Genomic DNA, 19,890 nt, shown 5'->3' with positions numbered 1-19,890 from the left:
GGCGATGGCAGCACCGCATCACCGTCTGACTGACGGCACGTTCGGTTCGATAGCGGACGCGGCGGGGTAGCAGTTGGTGATGCCGGTGGTCGCCGGGCGCAGGCGTCGACTCCTTTCCGCGCCCTGCGCCGATTCGATCGGCTTAATTCAGCACGGCGTGCAGAATGCCCTTGCCGAGCATTTCGCCGGGATGACCCAGAAACAGGTCGAAGCTGCCCTTGGTCGCATGCGAGACGCGATAGGACTTGCCGCCTTCGGGCACTCGGGCGGGATCCATCTCGAAGAAGACGAAGAAGCCGCGATGGCGCGCCAGATCCGCGGGGCGATTGGCGTCTTCGTCCGCACGGGTGACCACGGACAGGGTGGAGACCACGTCGCCCTTTTCGCCAGCGATGGTAAAGCTGGTTCCGACCAGCGCCTCCCAGCTGTCGACTTCGCTCATGATCAGCGCCGGGCCGGCCGGGACGGGCGCGGGTTCGGACGGAAGAACGACGGTTCCCGCGCTGCTGCCGCCGTCGCAGCCGGCAAGCGCGGCCGCGGCGATGGTGGCGCACCCTCCCACCACGAACTCACGTCGCGATCTTAGAGCGGTCATCGAAATCTCTTCCCCCGAGGAGTCGCCTCACCATAGCGGCCCGACCGCATCCGCCTATCACTCGCGGCGGCGCAACACTATCGGATTTTGCGAGGGATTGCCGGAGTCTGCGTCGTTGGAGTATCGGCGCCGGCGGGTGCCCAGTTCGCGCCGCGAGAGGAATTCGATGCAGCACGCCGCCGAAGATCCCGGAACGCCGGGAACATCCGCCCCGCTCACGATCGACAGCTTTTCGTCCCGCATCGGGAATCGCTTCGCTGTAGCGAGTGCGAACGGCAGCCAGGAACTGCGACTGGCGCGGGCGGAGCCGCTCCCGGGGTCGGTGCGCGAAGGTGGCGGATTTCGGCTCGAATTCCTCGGGGCGCCCGAGCAGTTCCTGCCGCAGGCGGTCTATGCCTTTGCCATCGACGGCGCGATCCACGACATCTTCATTGTACCGCTCGGCCACCATCCGGAGGGGGAAATGCGGTACGAGGCGATCTTCTTCTAGGGCGGCGGCACGGCTCGTTCGGCCGCTCGCGCCAGCGTATAGCGCTATGCGCTGTTTGCCGGCGGAGACCATTTCATCAGATCATAGACGCCCTTGTCCTCGACGAGAGTGAACCCGAGCCGCTCGTACAGTGCGCGCGCAGGGTTCCCCTTTTCGACGTGGATCGATGCGCTTTTTGCGTGCGCTTTCGCCCAGTCCAGCGTGTCGCGCAGGATCGCGGTCCCGATCCCTCCGCCGCGCGCTGCCGGCATCAGCGAAATGTCGATGATCCTGAACTGATCGCGCCATTCCTCGATGTAGAGCCGGCCCACCGGTGTGCCGGCGCGCTCGACGACCAGCCACTCCGCATCGGGATAGTGGCGCTGATAATGGAGATGCTGGGCGCGGTGCTGCTGCATCAGAAACTGGCGGCGCTGTGCTTCGGGCCAGCCGCTGAGGGCAAGCTCCTCCGCGCGCGTCGACAGGTACAGCGCCTCGGTGAACCCATAATCTTCGGAGGCGAGGGGCCGATACGAGAGATCGAGGTGCGCGGCGTGGCGAAGGGGCGGCGGCATCGGCGCGGGACAGCTATCCGCTTCAGGAGCGAGGCGGGAATACACCCGTCAGCGCAATGCAGAAGTAGAAGGTGAGATAGGGCTGCATGTTGTTGTGCGGAGCGGAGCCGCCGGTCGTGGCGAGAGCGGACGGCGACATCGTCGTGAGATTGCTTGCCGTGCTGGTTTGATAGGGAGTGCCGCCCACCGCGGTCGCGAGCGTCGTATTCGGCGTGAGCGTCCCCTGGGTCCCGTTCTCCACCGTCGCCGACAAGCGGTGGTTGTGCCTGGGGATTTCGCTTTCGAGCAGCGTCACGGTTTCGACGCCCGAGGCCTCGCCAAGATCGTGGAGCGAGAGGCCCGGCCCCTGACCTGGCTGCATCGGCGCCCGGCCCTGCAGATCGGGAAGGGCGAAGTTGCTCTTGCCGTTTCCGCCATAGGTAGTTCCCAGCAGCGAGAAGAGCGCGGTATTCTGGGCAATCGGCAATAGCTGCCCATCGCACCAGGCCCAGAACTTGGGTGCGAAGTTGAACGGAAAAATCCGGATCTCGGCGACAAAGGGATCGGCCACGGACGACTCCTAGGTAGGGCTGGGGAATAATCCGAACAGCGAAATGATGAAGTTGATGCAGAGATAGGGCTGCATGTTCGTGTGCGGCTGGCTGCCACCGGTGGCGCCGATGCTCGTTGCCGCCAGCAAAGTGTCCGGCGTTTCGCTCGCATAGGGCCGCATGAGCGTGGAACTCGCCAGATAGTTGTTGAGCGGACTGCTCTGCGATCCGTTGCCGCTGGATCCAACCAGGTTATGGGTATGCATCGGGATCTGGCTCGCCGTCAGCGTTATTTCCTCCGCCCCGCCGGTTTCTGCGAGGATGAAGCCGTCGCCCATGTGGATCGGCACCCGCCCGCGCAGGTCGGGCAGCTGGAAGGTGGATTGGCCGTCGCCGCCATAGGTGGTTCCGATCAGCTGAAAGAGCGTCTCGTTTTCCGAAATCGGAAGCAATTGCCCCTCGCAGAGCATCCAGCCGGCGGGCGCGAAGTTGCCCGCGAACATCCGGATCTCGCCGACATAGGGTTGTGCCATGGAACGTCCTCAGGTGGGCGAAGGGAAAATGCCCTGAAGGGCGATGCAGAAGTTCGTGGTCAGAAACGGCTGCATGTTCAGGTGCGTCTGCGTCTGGCCTACGAAGCTCACCGTCTCCGCATGCATCGTGACAGCGCCTGTCGTCACCCCGGGCGCGTACAGGTTGTCCGGTTCCGCCGCGAGAACATGTTCTACGGACCCGAATGCCGGATATTGCGAATCCCCGGTTGCCGCCGAGGCATGCAGACTATGCGTATGCTGGGGCATTTCGCTGAACGATATCCTATGCGCCTGCTCGCCGCCGCGTTCTCCCAGGGTGTGGCCGGTGCCGACGTGAATGGGCACCCGCCCACGCAGGTCGGGCAGCGCGAAATTGACTCGGCCGTCGCCGCCAAAGGTGGTGCCGAGCAGCGCGAAAAGCGCCTGATTCTGGTTGATCGGCAGAAGCTGGCCGTTGCACAGCGCCCAGCCCTTGGGCGCGAAGTTAAACGAAAACAGCCGAATTTCCGACAGAAACGGTTCCGCCAAGCCGCTTACTCCCCCAGTGTTGCCGCCGACTAGCCTATTGCGCGGGAGTGATCCAGCGTCTTTGGCGCGGACGCGCCGCGAACGCGGCGGGTGAATGCGTCCTGTCGCGTCCCGCCGCCTGACAGTCTCCGGCGACGGCCATCAAGAAGCGGATTGTCCGTTTGCGCCGATCCAAGTATCGCCATGTCACTTCCGTCGTGCCCGCACAGAAACTTAGGGCCGTCGACGCGGAATAGAGGGGGCTCTTCTGTGAATACTCTGCATCGTGCGCGCTTGCTGCTGTCGACGGGTCTTACCGGCGCTGCGCTCGCGCTGGCTCCCAGCGTTCGCGCGCAGGATGCGCAGCCGGTGTGGCAGCCGCAGGCCGATGCGGAGGCGCGGGCAGGCGAGCCCGGAGCCGAGGTCGCATTCGAATTGCTGGCGCCGTTGGCGCAGAACGAGGCCAATCTGCTCTTCGTCGCGGGACGGATCGCCTATGACGAGCTGTACGATCGCAGCGGCTCGGTGACCTTCGGTGGCCGCGGGCGGGTGGGCGACGACCTTGCGATCGGCGTCAACGTCGGCGCCGACTTCTATCGGTCGAACCTCACATCGAATGCGCAGACCGCCGTCTCGTTCGGCCTCGAAGGCTTCACGTCGGTGTTCGACGCGCACGTGAACTATCGCCTTCCGACGACCGACCGACGGACGATTCTGTTCGCGGACCCCGATCTAGCCCCCGACGGTGTTCTCACAGTCGAAGACAACCGGCTGATCGAGCGTCGCACCGGCTTCCGGCTCGAGGAAGTGCCGCTGCACGGGGTGAACGGCGAGATCGGCGCGCGTGCTCCGCTGACCCGCAATCTGAGCGTGCGCGCCGCGGCAGGCGCTTTCGACTATCGCGATCGTTGGGCGGACGAATCGTTCCACGGCTTCCGCGGTTCGCTCGAGCTCGATATCGAGGATCCGCTCGGCGCCGGCAGCCGGTTCCGGCTGGGCGCGCAGATCGAGGACGACAATCGCTTCGGCACGCACGCCAGCGCGACGGTTCGGCTGACGATCCCGCTGGGTTCGTCGAGCGGTGGAAGGCGCCAGGCGCAGACCCGGCTCGAGCGCCAGATGGGGGAGCGGGTCCGCCGCGACTATGTGGCGGCAGTCGGCACGCGCGCTTCCGATCTCTCCAGCACCACTCTGGCGATCGACGCGCGCACCGGGGCTGAGTTCGGCGGCATCTATTACACCAGCGGCGCGGCGACCGCGGCCGGCGCAGGGACGAACGTGAGTCCGACCACGATTGAGGACGCGGTCAGTCGCGCGGGCGTGAACGGCGTCGTCGTCGCGCTTGGCGAGGGCGGACCGATCGCTACCGGCGGCGTGACGCTGGCGACCGACCAGTATCTTGTCGGCGGGGCGGGTTCGGTGACGGTCCGCCGCGCCAATGGTGCGGTGACGCCATTCTCGTTCGGAGGCACCAACGGGTCGATCGTGGGCACCAACGCTGCCGGCGCGGCGGTGACGCTCGGGCAGGGATCCGTCGTGCGTGACGTCACCATTTCCGGCAGCGGTGCCGGCGTCGTGGCGAGCGGGGTCGGCGCCTTCGCCCTGGAGCGAGTCGTCATCCAGAATACCGGCGGTGTCGGCCTCACCCTCGCCAACACGCTCGGTCCGGTGGTGCTCGACGGGCTGACCGTTCGGGGCGCGGCTGGCGCGGGTGTTCTGGTGCGCGGCGGCAGCAGCGTCACGCTGCGCGACAGCGCAATCGCAGGCGGTGCCGGCGCCATCGACATCGACGATGGCGGCGCTGCGCTGACGGTGGCGCTTTCCAATCTTTCGCTTTCCGCAACCGGTGGCACGGTGCTCGACATCGACGGCTCGGGCGCCGGGTCGGTCACGGTCGCTGGGTTCGCGGGGCTGACGATCGCGGGCGGCAACGGCGAAAGCGGCGGATTTGCTGCGCGGTCGGTGCGCTTCGACGCCGATGCGACCGCGGCGGGCAACCAGCTCGTGGACGCGGGCCGCATGCAGATCGGCACCGCGGATGCGCGCGTGAACGGAGCGGGGTTGAGCCTGGCCGAGGTCGAGGGAGTATTGAGCTTCTCCGACCTCGACATCGCGAACGGCACCGGGACCGGGCTGCTGGTGCGCAACACCAAATCGGGCAGCTTCACGCTCGCCACCGGCGACGGCAGCGTCGACACGGCGGCGGGCACCGCACTCGATCTCGATCCGCTCCTTCTCGACCTGCGCTTCACTGCCGTGCAGTCGGCCGGCGCGGCGGGTGCGGGCGTGGTGCTGGACGATGTGACGGGCGCGGGAGCGGGCGGAAACACTCTGGCGATCGGGACGCTCACGATCACCGGTTCCGGTCAGCAGGGCCTCCTCGTGACTGGGGGTTCGACCGGTTTCGTCACCATTGGCGGCGGCTCGATCTCCGGAAGCGGCGGCGCTGGCGTTCAGATCGGCGAAGCGGGCGTCGCGGGCAGCGGCGGCACGATCGGGCTTAACTTCGGCGGAACGATCAGTGGCAGCGGCACTGGCCCGCTTGTCCATGTTTCCAACACCGGCGGCGCGATCAACTTCACGGGCGCGATCACCGGAACCGGCCCGATCGTGATCGAGGACACACTGGCGGGGTCGACGGTCACTCTCTCCGGCCCGATCACGCTCACCGGAACGGGCGCCGGCACGCCCGCGGTATCGTTGAACAATCTGATGGGTAGCGTCGGCTTCTCCGGACCGATCACCATCAGCAATCCGATGGGCGATGCAATCCGCATCGGCAGTGTCGCCGGAGGGGCAAGCTTCGGCAATGTGACGATTACCGGCCTGGGAAGCGGCACCGGGCTCGATCTCACCGGCACCCAGGGCAATGTCAGCTTTGGCACGCTGCAGATCTCAGGCACGTCGATCGTGGGCTCGACCGGTATCGATCTGACCGGGACGACCAACGGCGGCGCGATCGTCATCTCGGGACCGAGCGCGATCTCCGGCGTCGACGTTGGTGTCGACCTCACCAATGCGTCGGCGACCGGCTCCTTCCGGTTCGGCGACGGCAATGCCAGCAACGGCACGGGCAGCAGCATCACCGCGAATACGGTGATCGTGATCGCCGGCATGAACACCGGCACGGGGATCTATGACCTCTCCGATGCGACGCTGAACGGCGACACGAGCAATCTCTCGGGCGGCAGCTTCACGACCTATTATGTGATGGCCGGAGCGACCGGAAGCGGCATCGGCAGCAACGATCCTGGCAGCCTTGCGGGGGCGCTCGCGTCCGGCGCCCAGTATATCGTGCTGCTCAACAATCCGGATGGCGGGCAGGACGTGATCGATGCGATCGCGACGGGCGGCACCTTCACCCTCGGATCCGGTCAGGCGCTGCTCAGCTTCCGCGACACCGATTCCTTCTCGGTGCGAGGCGCGGCGGCTCCCCAGAATCTGATCGTCACCGGAGTCAGCTCCGGCGTGATCACCAATCCGTTCGCCGGTTCCGGCGCGGCGCTTCTCACCAGTTCGGCTGTGGGCGGGGCCACGCTCACGCTCGGCAACGACAGCCGGGTGGACGGCGTCCAGATCGGCAACACCGGCGGCGGCGTCGGAATTCTCGGGCAGGGACTGACCAGCGCGACGATCCTCAACTCGACCGTGTCGGGCAGCGGTGGCGCGATTGCCGTCACCGCCGGGGGAGCGACTTCGTCGCTGACGCTGGGCAACCTCGACCTTTCGGCGAGCGGTGGCACGGTCCTGTCGCTCAGCGGCGCAGGTGCCGGCACGCTCAGCGTCTCCGCCTCTGACGTGAGCATAGCGGCGACCGGCGGCGCAGCGGGTCTCTCGCTCGACACGGTCGCAAGCAGCGGAATCGCGATCAACGCGATCACAACCGGCGCGTCGGCGACCACCGCGGTGTCGATCGCTGGAGTGACCGGCGCATCGCTCTCGCTCGGCGCCGTCACCATCGGCGGAACCGCGACCGGCGCGGGGCTGAGCATTGCGGGCAGCAGCGCGGGCATCTCCGCAGGCGCCGTGAACGTCATCGGCAGCGCGGGCGACGCCGTGTGGTTGAGCGGCAACAGCGGCCCGATCGCCCTTGGCTCGCTCAGCATCCTGAGCGCGGGCGGGACGGGCCTGCGCATCGCGGGCGCTGGAGGTGATGTTTCCATTTCGAGCGGTTCGATCGGCGGCTCCGCGGGTGCGGGGCTTTCGATTCAGGGGGTCAACACCGGCGCCACGCTCTCGCTCGGCAGCCTTGCGCTGACCGGCAATGCGACCGGTGCACTGCTCGCTGATATCGTCGGCTCGGTCCGCTTCGGCGGCGCGGTGACGATCGCGAATTCCGTCGGCTCCGGGCTGGCGTTCGGTGCGGGCAACTCGGGTACGACCAGCTTCGGTGCGGTCAGCATCAACGGGTCGGGAACGGCGGGAATTTCGTTGACCGGCGGGAGCACGGGCAACCTGTCTTTCGGCGACGTTTCGATCAGCGGCATTGGTGCCGGCGGCACGGGTGTCGATGCGCGGGGAGCGGGTGGCGCAATCGTGTTCGGAACGCTGAACATCAGCGGCAGCTCCGCCAGCGGGACGCGCGGCATCGATCTCACCGGCGCGAGTTTTGCGGGCAGCCTGACGGTCGCGCAAGGCGGTACGATCACCGGGGTCGGCACGGGCGTGGACCTGACCAACGCAGCGATCACCGGCAGCTTCCGCTACGGCGACGGATCGAGCAGCGATGCCGATGGCGCCGTTTCGACAATCAATGCCGTCACTCCGATCGCGGCCGCCGGGCTGAACGCCGGCGTTGGCCGGTACGACTTCGCCGACGTGGCGCTGGTCGGCGATACCAGTGCGCTGGCGACCGGCGCGCGCCTGTTCTTCGTTGAGGCAGGCCGTACCGGCTCGGGTACCCAGGCCGATCCGGGCAGCCTGGCGGCCGCGCTCGCCGCCAATGCGCAGGTCGTCGTGCTTCTGAACAACCCGGCCGGGGGGCAGGATCAGCTCAGTGTATCGGGAGTCGGTTCGTTCGACCTTCTTGCGGGTCAGCGCCTAATCAGCTTCCTTAATGGTGACACGCAGGCGGTGGGGGGCAGTGCGCCCGCAAATCTCGTGCTGCATGGGGTCACGCCTGGCCTCGTCACCAATCCCTATGCCGGATCGGGCGCGCCGCTGCTCACTTCGACGGGCGCGGTGACGGTCCGGCTGGCGAACAACAACGTGCTCGATGGCCTGCTGATCGGAGGTGCCGGGATCGGCATCGACGGTGCGGGCGTGTCGAACGTCAGCATCGCCAATTCGCAGATCTCGGGCGCGCTCGGCGCGGTGCGCCTCACCGGCGGGGGCGCAGCGGCGTCGGCCACTCTGCGAAACCTTGCGCTGACCTCGAGCGGCGGCACGGTGCTGTCGCTCTCCGGTGCGGGCGGCGGATCGCTCGGACTCCAGGGTTCGGCGATCGTGCTGACGGCAACCGGCGCCGCGCGCGCGCTGGCGATCGACACCGTCACGCTCCACGGTGCGCTTTCCTTCGGCGCGGTCTCGACGGCTACCGCCGCGGGCGACGCAGTGTCGCTGAGCGGCATCGGCGGCAGCGGTGTGCTCGGCTTCACTGGTATCACCGTGGGCGGCACCAGCGCCGGCTCGGGCATTACGCTCGCCGGCAACAGCGCGGCAATCGATCTGGGTACCGTCACCATCAGCGGTGCCGCCGCGGACGGCCTTCAGATCCTCGGCAACACGGGCGACGTGACGGTCGGCGGAATGACGATCGCCGGGGCGGGTGGATCGGGCGTGCGCGTGGAGGGGCTGCAGGGCGCCTTCAAGGCCGCGGGAGCAACGATTTCGAACACCGGCACGGCCGGCATCCTGTTGTCCGACATCGACGGATCGGCGACCTTCACCGGTTCCGTCTCGGTCGCCGCCCCGGGTAGCGCGGGGATCCGGATCGGCGCGGGCAGCAGCGGCACGATCGACTTCGCCGAAACCGGCATTACCGCGCTAGGTGCGAACGCCACCGGCCTGGATGCACGTTCGGCGTCGGGAACGGTGCGCTTCGCCACGCTCGACATCGCGGGCGCTTCCACGAGCGGGACGCGGGGCATCGACCTGACCGGCGCCACCTATGGCGGCACCGTGGCAGTGATCCAGGGCGGTACGATCACCGGCGTCGGCACGGGCGTGGACCTGACGAACGCGGCGATCACCGGCAGCTTCCGCTACGGCGACGGATCGAGCAGCGATGCCGATGGCGCCGCCTCGACGATCAGCGCGATCACGCCGCTTGCGATCGCCGGTCTGAGCGGCAGCACCGGCGGGTACGATTTCAGCGACGTGAATCTCCTCGGCGACACGAGCGGCCTTGCCGGCTCCGCCTCGCTCTACTGGGTACGCGCCGGCGCAAGCGGCGCGGGGACCCGATCCGATCCGGGTAGCCTTGCCGGCGCGGCGGCAGCCGGAGCCGACATCATCCTGCTGCTCAACGACCCGACCGGCGGCAACGATATCCTCGATGCGAACGATCTGGTCTTCGGAACCGGCGGCACGTTCACGCTCGGCAGCGGCCAGCAACTGCTGGGATTCCTCAACGGCGATTCGCTGGCGGTGCCCGGCGGGGCTCCGGCGAACGTGCTGCTCTACAACGTGGCGACCGGGATGATCACCAATCCCTTCGCCGGATCGGGCGCGCCGACTCTGACCACCAGCGCGGGTGGGAACGCGGCTACGCTGGTCGTCACCGGCAACAACCTGATCGATGGCGTGCGGATCGCGAACGGCGGCACCGGCGTTGGCGTGTTCGGATCGGGCGCTGCCAACATCATCATCCGCAACAGCATTCTCTCCGGCGCGAACGGTGCGCTTCAGCTGCTGGCGGGGGGCGGTTCGGCGAGCGCGGCCCTGGCCAATCTCCAGTTGCGCGCATCGGGCGGGACGCCGCTGCTCGTGTCGGGCGTCGGCGGCAGCTTCGCACTGACTCAGTTCTCGAACATCGCCATCGACGGCGGCTACGGCGAGACCGCGGGCGCGCGGCTCGCTTCCGTGCTGTTCGACGCAGATCTTGCGACGGCCGGATTCCAGGCGGTCGATTCCTCGTTGCGGATCGGGAGTGCGGGCGGACGAGTGACGGGCAGCGCCCTTGATCTTGACGGCGCGACCGGCTCGTTGAACTTCACGAACCTCTCGATTTTCAACAGCGGCGGCACCGCGCTCCGGGCGTATGCGCCGACGCTGAATCTGGCGAGCGCGGCAGGAACGATCGACGTGTCGAACGGCACCGCGATCGACATCGCGGATACGCGCCTGGACCTGACTCTCGATTCGGTCATCCGTTCGGGTGCCGGAGGCGGCGTAAGCGTCACGAACGGCGTGGGGATCGGCGCCGGCGGGCGTGCGATGAACATCGGCACGCTATCGGCAAGCGGCGGAACCTTCGGAATAGCCATCACCGGTGCAAGCGCGGGGAGCTTCGCTTTCGGCGCGGGATCGACGATCAGCGGCACCAGCGCCTCGGCCATCGCCCTCGGCGGAGCCGCTGACCTGAACTATGGCGGCAGTGTCGTCCAGACAGCGTCTGCTGCGCTGCTCGACGTGGTCGGCCACACCGGCACACTTACCTTCGCCGCAGGCAGCAGCCTGTCGGCGACGGGCGGGGGTGGCCTCTCCTTCGCCGATGCCGACGGCACCTATAGTTTCGCAGGCACCACCGTGCTCTCGGGCGGCGGCGGCATCGCGGTCGCGGGCGGCTCGGCCGGCAGCTTCACCTTCGGCAACGCAAGCATCAGTGACGCCGCCGCGGCTGCGGTCGAAGTGCGGAATTCGACTGCCAGCCTCAGCTACGCCGGCACGATCGGCCAGGCTGGCGGTGCGGCGATCGACGTCTCTGCGCATGCGACCGGTACGCTCGATTTCTCGGGCGCGACGCTTACGGCGACCGGCGGCAGCGGCCTGGCGTTCAGCGATGCCGACGGAAGCTATACTTTCGGCACGACTGCGCTCTCCGGCGGCGCGCGCATCGCGATCACCGGAGGCTCGGGCGGCAGCTTTACCTTTGGCAGCGCGAGCATCAGCGGCGCGTCGGGCGCCGCGCTCGACGTTCAGAATTCGACGGCCAACGTCAGTTACACCGGCACGATCAGCCAGGCTAGCGGCGCGGCGATCGCTGTTTCGACGCATGCGACGGGCACGCTCGACCTGTCGGGCGCCGCGATCACGGCGACCGGCGGCAGCGGTCTGACATTCGATAATGCCGATGGTGCCTACCGCTTCGGGAGTGTGGCGCTTTCGGGCGGCGCGCGGATCGCGATCGTCAACGGCGCGTCCGGCGGTTTCACCTTCGGCGACGTCGATGTGACCGGCATTGGCGCGAGCGCGACAGCGGTCGACCTGACCGGCGTCGGCGGCAGCGTCAGTTTCGAGACGCTGGATATCACCGGCACTTCGATCACCGGCTCGCGCGGAATCGACCTGACCGGCAATTCGACGAGCGGCAACATTGTCGTGCTGCAGGGCGGAACGATCACCGGGGTCGGCATCGGCATCGATCTCACCAATGCCGCGATCGCAGGAAACTTCCGCTATGGCGACGGATCGAACACCGACGCCGATGGAGCGGCTTCGACGATCAGCGGGGTGACTCCGCTCGTGATCGCCGGGCTGGACGGCGGCCGGGGCAGCTATGATTTCGCCGACGTGAATCTGGTTGGCGACACCACCGGATTTTCGGTGAGGGCCTATTTCGTTCAACAGGGTGCGAACGGAAGCGGCGCGCGCAGCGATCCGGGATCGCTGGCCGGGGCGATGGCCTCCAATGCGACCTATATCGTTCTGCTCAACGATCCCAACGGCGGCGCCGATATGCTGGACGTCACGGGTGCGGGCGGATCGCTGATCCTCGACGGCGGCCAATTCCTCTACAGCTTCCGCGACACCGACAGCTTCAACGTCGGCGGCGGCGCGCCGGCCAATGTGACGCTGTACAACGTTCAGACCGGGGTCCTCTCCAACCCGTTCGCCGGCTCGGGCGCGCCGACGCTGACGGGCAGCGGCGCTTCGCCGACCGTCACGCTGGGCGGCTCGAACATTCTCGACGGACTGGTGATCACCAACTCGGGGACGGGTGCGGGTGTGTGGGGCAACGCGATCGGCGGCGCCAGCATCATCCGCAACAGCACGATCAGCGGAGGTGCGGCGGGCGCGATCAACGTCCAGAGCGGCGCCGCCAACACGGTGCTGGGCCTGAGCAATCTTACGCTCGCTGCGGCCGGCGGCAACATCCTCAACCTGGTCGGCGGAGGCGCGGGGTCGCTCACTCTGTCGGCATTCGCGAACATGACCGGGACTCACAGCAGCGAGACGGGCGGGTTCGTACTCAGCGGCGTGCGTTTCGATGCCGATCCCACGATCGCACCCGGGCTGCAGCCCGTCTCTGCCGGCGCTTTGAATCTGGGCACCAGCGCAGCGCGGATCACCGGCGTCGGGCTCAGCCTGTCCGATGTCACGAGTACGTTGAACTTCACCGATCTGAACATCGCCAACGACAGCGGCACCGGCCTGCTGGTGGCGAATGCGAAGGCGAACAACTTCCTGCTCGGCACCACCGGCGGCACGGTCGACACGACCAGCGGTACGGCAATCGATCTCGACCCGCTCGCGATCGCCATGACGCTCGACAGCGTGCGTGCCTCGGGTGGGGCGTTCGGGATTCTGCTCGACCAGGTCGAGGGACGTTTCACCGTCACCGGAGCCGTGGAGGCCAGCGCGACGAGCACCGCGGCGATCGCGATCCGCAACAACAGCGCTCAGACCGACCCGCTCGACGTGATGTTCCAGGGCGCGGTCACCGTAGCGAACACCGGTGGCGCCGGCGTGATGCTCACCAACAATGGCGGTGCGGCAGTGAGCTTCCTTGGCGGGTTGGACATCGCCACCACCAGCGGCGCAGGCTTCTCTGCAAGCGGTGGCGGTACGCTGGTGATCGCCAAACCGACGGTTGGCGCGAACCGCATCGTCACCGGTGCGGGGCAGGCGCTGTCGCTTGACGGAATGACGATCGGCGCCGCGGGCGCGGCATTCGGTTCGATCGCGACGACTTCCTCGACCAACGCCGCAATGACGCTGCAAGCGCTGTCGCTCGCCGGTTCGCTGAACATCGTCGACCTCACTGCGTCGGGCGGGGGCGGGGGCGCGGCCTTCGCAAATCTGTCCGGTGCCGGCTCGGTAAATCTCACCGGCAGGATCGATATCGACGGCGGCACCGGCTTCGAATTCGGTGGAACGCTCGGGACGATCAACATCGCCGACACGGCAGGCTCGGTCCTGACGATCGACGGCGCAGGAGTCGGTCTGGCTTTCAACGGTGTCGGCAGTGGAACGGTCGCCATCGGTGGCGGGGGCGGCAGCGCGGCCATCGCCGGATCGACGGTGAGCTCGGTGCTCGTGAACGGCGCCTCGGGCGGTGCGCTGAGCTATGCGGGATCGATCATCACAGCCGCGAGCCCGGTGCTCGCCGTTACGAACAGCGCGGCCACGATCACGCTGTCCGGCGCGATCACGTCGACCACCAGCGGGGGGGCGTTCACGTTCGACAACGCCGATGGGTCGTACACGATTTCCGGTGCGGTCGACCACTCCGGTGGCACCGGAATCTCGGTGAACGGCACGAGCAGCGGAACGCTGACCTTCTCCGGCGGATCGAAGCGATTCAACACCGGGGCCGCGAACGCCGTCGTCATGAACGGCACCGGGACACTTGCTTTCACGGGCGGCGGTCTCGACATCGAAACGACGAGCGGATCGGGCATCGTCGGGAACGGCGCCGGCATCCTTGTCGCCGCCGGAAGCGGCAACAGGATCGTCAGCGGAACCGGGGCGGCGATGCTGCTCGACGGCACGACGATCGGGGCCGGCGGCCTCAACTTCTCCACCATCAGCGTCACCGGCGCAGCAACCGGTCTGCGCTTCGCCTCGCTGCTGTCGACCGGCGGCGGAACGATCGATCTCGGCACCGTGACGCTTCAGGGGATCACGGCGCGCGGCATCGACGTCGAGGGCGGCCTTGGCGCTGCGCTCAACATCGCCGATTTCGACGTTGCGCTCGGCGACGGTAGCGCGACGGCATTCGATCTGAATGGCGCCGCGCTGGCAGCGGCGATCAGCGTCGGCGATTTCGACGTGACGAACGCCGGGGCGCCCGGCACCAGCATCGGCGTCGATCTGCGCGGAACCACGGGCGGGCAAAGCGTGTGGCTCGGCACCTCCGCTGTCGCGGGCGCCTCGCCCTCGATCAGCGGCGTCAACACCGGCGTCTTCCTTGATGCGGGCAGCAACGCCAACTTCGTCTATGGGGATGGCGAGGCCGCCACCGATGGCGGAGCGATCATCTCCGCGCCGGTTGGTATCGATGCCAGTGCCGCTCCGCTGGCCGGCACCTACGACTTCCAGGACGTTGTGTTCACCGCCAGCCCGGGCCGTGGTTTCGGTATCGGGCGGACTGTGTTCATCGATTCCGACGGCTCGGTCGGGGGCGGTAACGGCTCGGGCGCCGACGCCGCAAATCCGATGACACTCGCCGCAGCCGAGCTGGCACAGCTCGCCGGGGACACCTTTCTCCTCGTCAACAACGGGAGCGCGATCAGCGCTGCGGGCAGCAACGGCGACAACAGCTTCGCGCTTCTGGCCGGTTCGAGCATCCGTGGCTTCGGCGGAGGCTCGGTCTCGCTGAACCTCACGGTCCCGTCGACGATCCGGCTCGCCAGCACGTCGCTGACGATCGCCGATCCGGGCGGCGGCGCGGCCACGCTCACCAGCGGGGCGGGTGCGAGCGTGGTGACGCTGGGCAGCGGCGGCAACAGCCTCGTCGGGTTCAACCTCGCAGGCAACAACAGCGTCACGAACGGCGTCATCTCGGGCGTCGTGGGCGCATCGAACATGGTCCTTCGCGACCTGACGATGCAGGGCTTCGCCGGTTCGGCGATCAGCCTGACGAACGCGCCGGGCGTGCTGATCGAGAATCTGGTCTTCAGCGGCAATACCACCGATCTGACCCTCGTCGGCGGCACGAATGCCACTCTTCGGAGCCTGACCAGCAGCGGCGCGACGACCGCGCTCCTGCTCAATGGCGTCTCGGGAACGACGACGCTGGCCGACATCGGCATCAGTGGAGCGGCGACGGGCCTTTCCGCTGTCGCCGCTGGCGGAACGATCATCGCGACGAACGTCGACATCAGCGGCAGCGCGAACGCCGGGCTTGCCATCAACGGCGGCACGGCCAGCTTCACCTTCGACGCGGCCAGCTCGCTGACTCAGAACGTCGGCGGTTTTGCCGTGGACGTGACGGGCAACCACACCAGCGGCAGCCTGCTCTTTGGCGGCACGATTTCCGCAAGCTCCGGCAGCGGCCTGCGCTTCAGCAATGCCGACGGCACCTACGGTTTCACCGGCGTCAGCACGCTGAACGGCGGCGACGCGGGGATCGACATCCTCTCCGGCTCGGACGGAAGCTTCACCTTCGGCACGGGAACGTCGATCACCGCGCCGAGCGGCAACGGGCTTCATCTCGCCGACAGCAACGCCAACCTCACCTTCAGCGGGTCGATCACCAACGCCGGCGGCAACGCCGTGTACATCGACAATCACGACGCCGGGAACGTCCTGTTCCAGACCGGCAGCATCACCGCGACCAACGGGCTCAACGGCGGCATCGTGATCTCGAACAGCCATGGTGGCGAAGTGCGCTTCACCGGTGCCGTTTCGCTCAGCACCGGAACGGCGGCTGCGCTGTCGCTGATCGACAACAGCGGCTCCTCGGTCGTGTTCGATACCGGCGCGGCGGGACTCGAGCTTGGCACTACCAGCGGTGTCGGACTGAACATCAGCGGAGGCGGAACGGTCAGCATCCTGGGTGCGAACAACCGCATCATGACCGGCAGCGGCACCGTGATCGCCGTGAACAACGCCACGGCCGACAATGCGGTGCTCGACCTCAGCCTCGCGATCGCGGGAAATGTTTCGGGGACGAACGGCATCCAGGTCGTCCGCAGCTCGACGGGCGCGATCACCGGATCGATCGCGGTGAGCAGCGGCGCGATTACGGCCACCAGCCGCGGTGTGCTGCTGGACGGCGACTCGCTGAACTTCACCTATGGCGGCTCGATCGAGACGAGCGGAGCGACGGCACGTTCGGTCGAGGCGATCCGCCGGACCGGCGGCACCGCCACCCTGTCCGGAAACATCTCCGACACGAGCCAGGGCATCAGCGTCACCGACAACAGCGGTGGCACGGTCGCTTTCACCGGGCAGAGCATCGGCCTGAGCACCGGGGCGAACGCCGCGGTGACACTGGCCCGCAACACCGGCTCGACCATCCGGTTCGCGCCGCTTGGCGGTGGCACGGGTCTCGACATCTTCACCACGAGCGGCACCGGCTTCAGCGCCTCTGGTGGCGGGACGATCATCGTCACCGGCAGCGACAACAGCATCCAGACCGGCACCGGGGGGATCGTCGATCTCGACACGGTGGCCGCCGGAACCGGCGGCATCACCTTCGCCACGCTTGCGAGCACCGGCACGGTTGGTTCGGCGGCGCTGCGATTCAACAACTTCGGCGGCACCAGCTTCGCGGTGACCGGTTCAACCAGCGTTGCGGGCACCAGCGCCGCCAATGACGGCATCTCCGTCGCCGGAGTAACGGACGCGAACCTCAGCTTCGGCTCCTACACCGCAGCCGGCATCGGCGGAGACGCCATCGATATCGCCGGCGCGGGAACCGGCACGATCACATTCGACTCGGTCGCGATCAGCGCCGCCGGCAGCAGCAGTGTCCGGATGGCCGGCGCGGCCAACGGCCTCTCGATCACCAGCGGATCGATCGGCGGTGCGGTCGGCGACCTCGTGTCGATCTCGGGAGGCACCGGTGCGGTCACGATCGGCGCGGCGCTCAGCAAGAGCAACGCCGGCAACGTCGTTGCGGTGAACGGCCGCACGGCAGGGATCGTCACGTTCGCCGGGAACGTCGCTGCGAACGGCACGAGCGGCGGGATTGTGATCGGCAACAGCGCGGGGACGGTCAACTTCACCGGCCAGACGCTCGCTCTGAACACCGGCGGGAACACCGCGGTCACGCTGACCAACAACACCGGCGCGATCAACTTCGCCCCGGCAGGCGGCGGCGGCGGCCTCTCGATCACGACCACCAGCGGCACCGGGATCGTTGCGACCAATGGCGGCACGTTGACGGTGCAGGGGACCGGCAACAGCATCGCCACGGCGACCGGCCGCATCCTCGATATCACCGGGCTCAGTGCAGGCGCCGCGGACATCACCTTCGCCACGCTATCGAGCAGCGGTGCGACCAACGGAACCGCGATCAACCTGACCAATCTCGACGGTGACACGTTCCGGGTGACCGGCGCGACCACGATCGCCGGCACCACCGGCGCGACTGCCGACGGCATCTTCATCGGCGGCAATTCGGCGGCGACAATCGCTTTCGGCGCCACCACGATCGCCAATACCGGCAACGATGGCATCGAAGTGAACGGGACCGGCAACGGCGCCGTGACCTTCGGCAGCGCCACGATCAACAACACCGCCGCGCACGGGGTGAACCTCGTCTCGTCGGGGAACAGCGTCTCGATCAACGGCGGCGCGATCGGCGGCGTCAACGATCCGACCCTCAATGGCGTGAACATCAGCGGCGGCACCGGAGCGGTCGATATTGCCGCCAGCATCACCAAGGACAGCGGCGGCTGGCTGGTCCAGAGCAATGGGCACAGCGGCGGCGATGTTACGTTCAGCGGTAATCTGACGCGACTTGTCGGTCCTTCCGGCGGAGGCATCTACCTCCTCAACAACGGCGGCGGCACATTCACCTTCTCCGGCGCGAGCAAGGCGATCAACACCGGCAACCAGAACAATGCGGTGCTGCTGACCACCAACGCCGGCACGGTGATGCGCTTCATCAACGGCGGGCTGGATATCGACACTACCGCCAGCGCGGGTTTGATCGCCTCGGGGGGCGGAACGCTTGCCATCGAAGGCAGTGGCAACTCGATCACAAGCACCACCGGCCGCGCGCTCGAGGTGTCGAATACGGAAATCGGCGCCGCGGGACTCACCTTCCAGAGCATCTCGTCCAACGGCGCGTCGATCGGGATCTTCCTCAACAACACCGGCACAGCGGGCGGGCTGACCGTTACCGGCACGACCACCTCGGGCTCGGGCGGCACGATCGCGAACAGCACGGGTGACGGCATCGCCCTGCTGGGTACGGCGGCCGTGCGGCTGTCCTATATGAACATCACCGGGAACAACGGGAACGGCATCGGCGGCACGCTCGTCGACGGTTTCCTGATCGACCGGATGTTGATCAGCGGCAACGGCAGCAACGCCGCCGTCGATCATTCGGGCATCAACATCAGCAATCTCAGCGGCAGTGCGTCGAACGGTGCCCGGCCGACCGGCATTCTCAACTCGACGATCCAAAACAATTACGAGTTCGAGGTTCAGATCTCGAACACCGCGGGCACGCTGACCAACTTCCAGGTCATCGACAGCACGCTGAGTGCGGCCGCCGTCACCAACACGCCGCACGGGAATCTCTTCAATTTCCTGGGCAGCGCGTCGGCAACGATGGGAATGACGGTCACGAACACCTCGTTCACCGGGAACTTCAATCCGACCACGCCGCCGGCCACGATTACCGGCACCGGACTGCACATCGATACGACGGGGGTGAGCACGACCGCGATCGTCACGGGGTCGACCTTCACCAACAACAATGCCGGCGTCAGCCTTTCCACCGGCCCCGGCTCGTCCAGCCTGACCTATAATCTGGCGGGGAACAGCTTCACCGGCCACCGCTCGCACGCGATCAGCGACTTCCAGAATGGAAACGGGCCGTTCGGTCGCACGGTGAACGGCACGATCGTCAACAACGTCATCGGCGCGGCGGGCGTCGCCGGGTCGGGATCGCGTACCGGGAACGGCATCAGCATTTCCAACGAAGGTGCGGTCAACGCAACCTATCTGATCAGCGGCAACATGATCCGGAATCTCGGGACAGGCTCCGGCGGGACTGCGACCGGCGCTCCGGGCCTCTCGGTCAACGTGGGCCTTTCCGGCGTCCCGACCAGCGGCGGAACGACCAACCTGACGATCGTCAACAACGTGTTTTCCGACATCAACAGCCGCGCGATCGAGATCCAGGATAACCAGGTCTCGGGGGGCGTGTTCCCGACGATCCGCGTCAACATGACTGGCAACGGCTTCGCCAACATCCTTGGCCAGGCTGGCAATGGACAGTTCATGCGCCTGCGGGTGCGGGACGGCCAAATCCAGCTGACTCAGATGCTTGCCACCGGCGCGAACAACGGGTCCGAGCTCGACGATGCGAACGGCTTCAACGATCCCACCAAGATCAACGTGTCCACCGGTGGTTCGGGCGCGATCGCCGGAGGCTTCACCGCGCCGCCGCTGCCGACGTCGGTGTCGGCGCTGCCCTGAGTGGGACGGGCACAAAGCCGAAATAATAAGCGTGGTTCGACATTAGGAAGGTGACCGGCAGGCTGAACAGTGCCGTGACGGGCGCGAGATACCGCCCCACCGCGTCTCGAATCACGGCGATCAGCGAGCGCGCCGTCGCGTCGAGCATCCCCGTCGGCTGTTGACGGCCTCATCTTCGATGAAGGCCATCTGAGCA

At 67.2% G+C, this 19,890-nt stretch carries 8 protein-coding genes; 2 read left to right on the top strand and 6 right to left on the bottom strand.

Annotated elements, in window-relative coordinates; genetic code table 11:
- Window positions 1-142 precede the first annotated feature (142 nt).
- Window positions 143-595: a DUF6916 family protein gene (locus H7V21_RS03185; protein WP_188055190.1), complete on the bottom strand. Its 453-nt coding sequence runs from the start codon at window positions 593-595 to the stop codon at window positions 143-145.
- A 166-nt stretch (window positions 596-761) separates the two neighbouring features.
- Between H7V21_RS03185 and H7V21_RS03180 the strand changes: the two genes are divergently transcribed.
- Window positions 762-1,085 carry a DUF6916 family protein gene (locus H7V21_RS03180; protein WP_188055188.1) on the top strand — a complete coding sequence of 108 codons (324 nt, stop codon included), beginning with the start codon at window positions 762-764 and terminating at the stop codon, window positions 1,083-1,085.
- A 44-nt stretch (window positions 1,086-1,129) separates the two neighbouring features.
- Here the strand turns inward: H7V21_RS03180 and H7V21_RS03175 are convergent, their stop codons facing one another.
- The 4 genes from H7V21_RS03175 to H7V21_RS03160 are packed head-to-tail and all read right to left on the bottom strand — an operon-like array spanning window position 1,130 to window position 3,230.
- Complete coding sequence (locus H7V21_RS03175; protein WP_188055186.1) at window positions 1,130-1,639, bottom strand: GNAT family N-acetyltransferase; 510 nt, start codon at window positions 1,637-1,639, stop codon at window positions 1,130-1,132.
- Window positions 1,640-1,661: 22 nt separating this feature from the next.
- Entirely contained in the window at window positions 1,662-2,189 is a 528-nt protein-coding gene (locus H7V21_RS03170; RefSeq protein WP_188055184.1) for a phage tail protein, read from the bottom strand.
- A 9-nt stretch (window positions 2,190-2,198) separates the two neighbouring features.
- Window positions 2,199-2,702, bottom strand: a complete 504-nt coding sequence (locus H7V21_RS03165) for a phage tail protein (protein WP_188055183.1) — start codon at window positions 2,700-2,702, stop codon at window positions 2,199-2,201.
- Between the two features lie 9 nt (window positions 2,703-2,711).
- Window positions 2,712-3,230, bottom strand: coding sequence for a phage tail protein (locus tag H7V21_RS03160; RefSeq protein ID WP_188055182.1), 519 nt, complete (start codon window positions 3,228-3,230; stop codon window positions 2,712-2,714).
- A gap of 249 nt (window positions 3,231-3,479) precedes the next feature.
- On the opposite strand from H7V21_RS03160, the gene H7V21_RS03155 reads away from it, so the two are divergent.
- Entirely contained in the window at window positions 3,480-19,694 is a 16,215-nt protein-coding gene (locus tag H7V21_RS03155) for a hypothetical protein (RefSeq protein ID WP_188055181.1), read from the top strand.
- Here H7V21_RS03155 and H7V21_RS03150 read toward each other — a convergent pair.
- Entirely contained in the window at window positions 19,651-19,842 is a 192-nt protein-coding gene (locus H7V21_RS03150) for a hypothetical protein (protein ID WP_188055180.1), read from the bottom strand. The genes H7V21_RS03155 and H7V21_RS03150 overlap by 44 nt on opposite strands.
- Window positions 19,843-19,890: the final 48 nt, after the last annotated feature.

It is taken from the genome of Sphingosinithalassobacter sp. CS137 (assembly GCF_014334115.1).
Classification (GTDB): Bacteria; Pseudomonadota; Alphaproteobacteria; order Sphingomonadales; family Sphingomonadaceae; genus Sphingomonas.
Note: the sequence above shows the minus strand (reverse complement) of the source record. Positions and strands in the feature narration are given on the sequence as shown.

Coding starts and splice junctions, on each gene's coding strand:
- H7V21_RS03185 (WP_188055190.1), bottom strand. CDS start 595: ATGACCGCTCTAAGATCGCGACGTGAGTTCGTGGTGGGAGGGTGCGCC.
- H7V21_RS03180 (WP_188055188.1), top strand. CDS start 762: ATGCAGCACGCCGCCGAAGATCCCGGAACGCCGGGAACATCCGCCCCG.
- H7V21_RS03175 (WP_188055186.1), bottom strand. CDS start 1,639: ATGCCGCCGCCCCTTCGCCACGCCGCGCACCTCGATCTCTCGTATCGG.
- H7V21_RS03165 (WP_188055183.1), bottom strand. CDS start 2,702: ATGGCACAACCCTATGTCGGCGAGATCCGGATGTTCGCGGGCAACTTC.
- H7V21_RS03150 (WP_188055180.1), bottom strand. CDS start 19,842: ATGCTCGACGCGACGGCGCGCTCGCTGATCGCCGTGATTCGAGACGCG.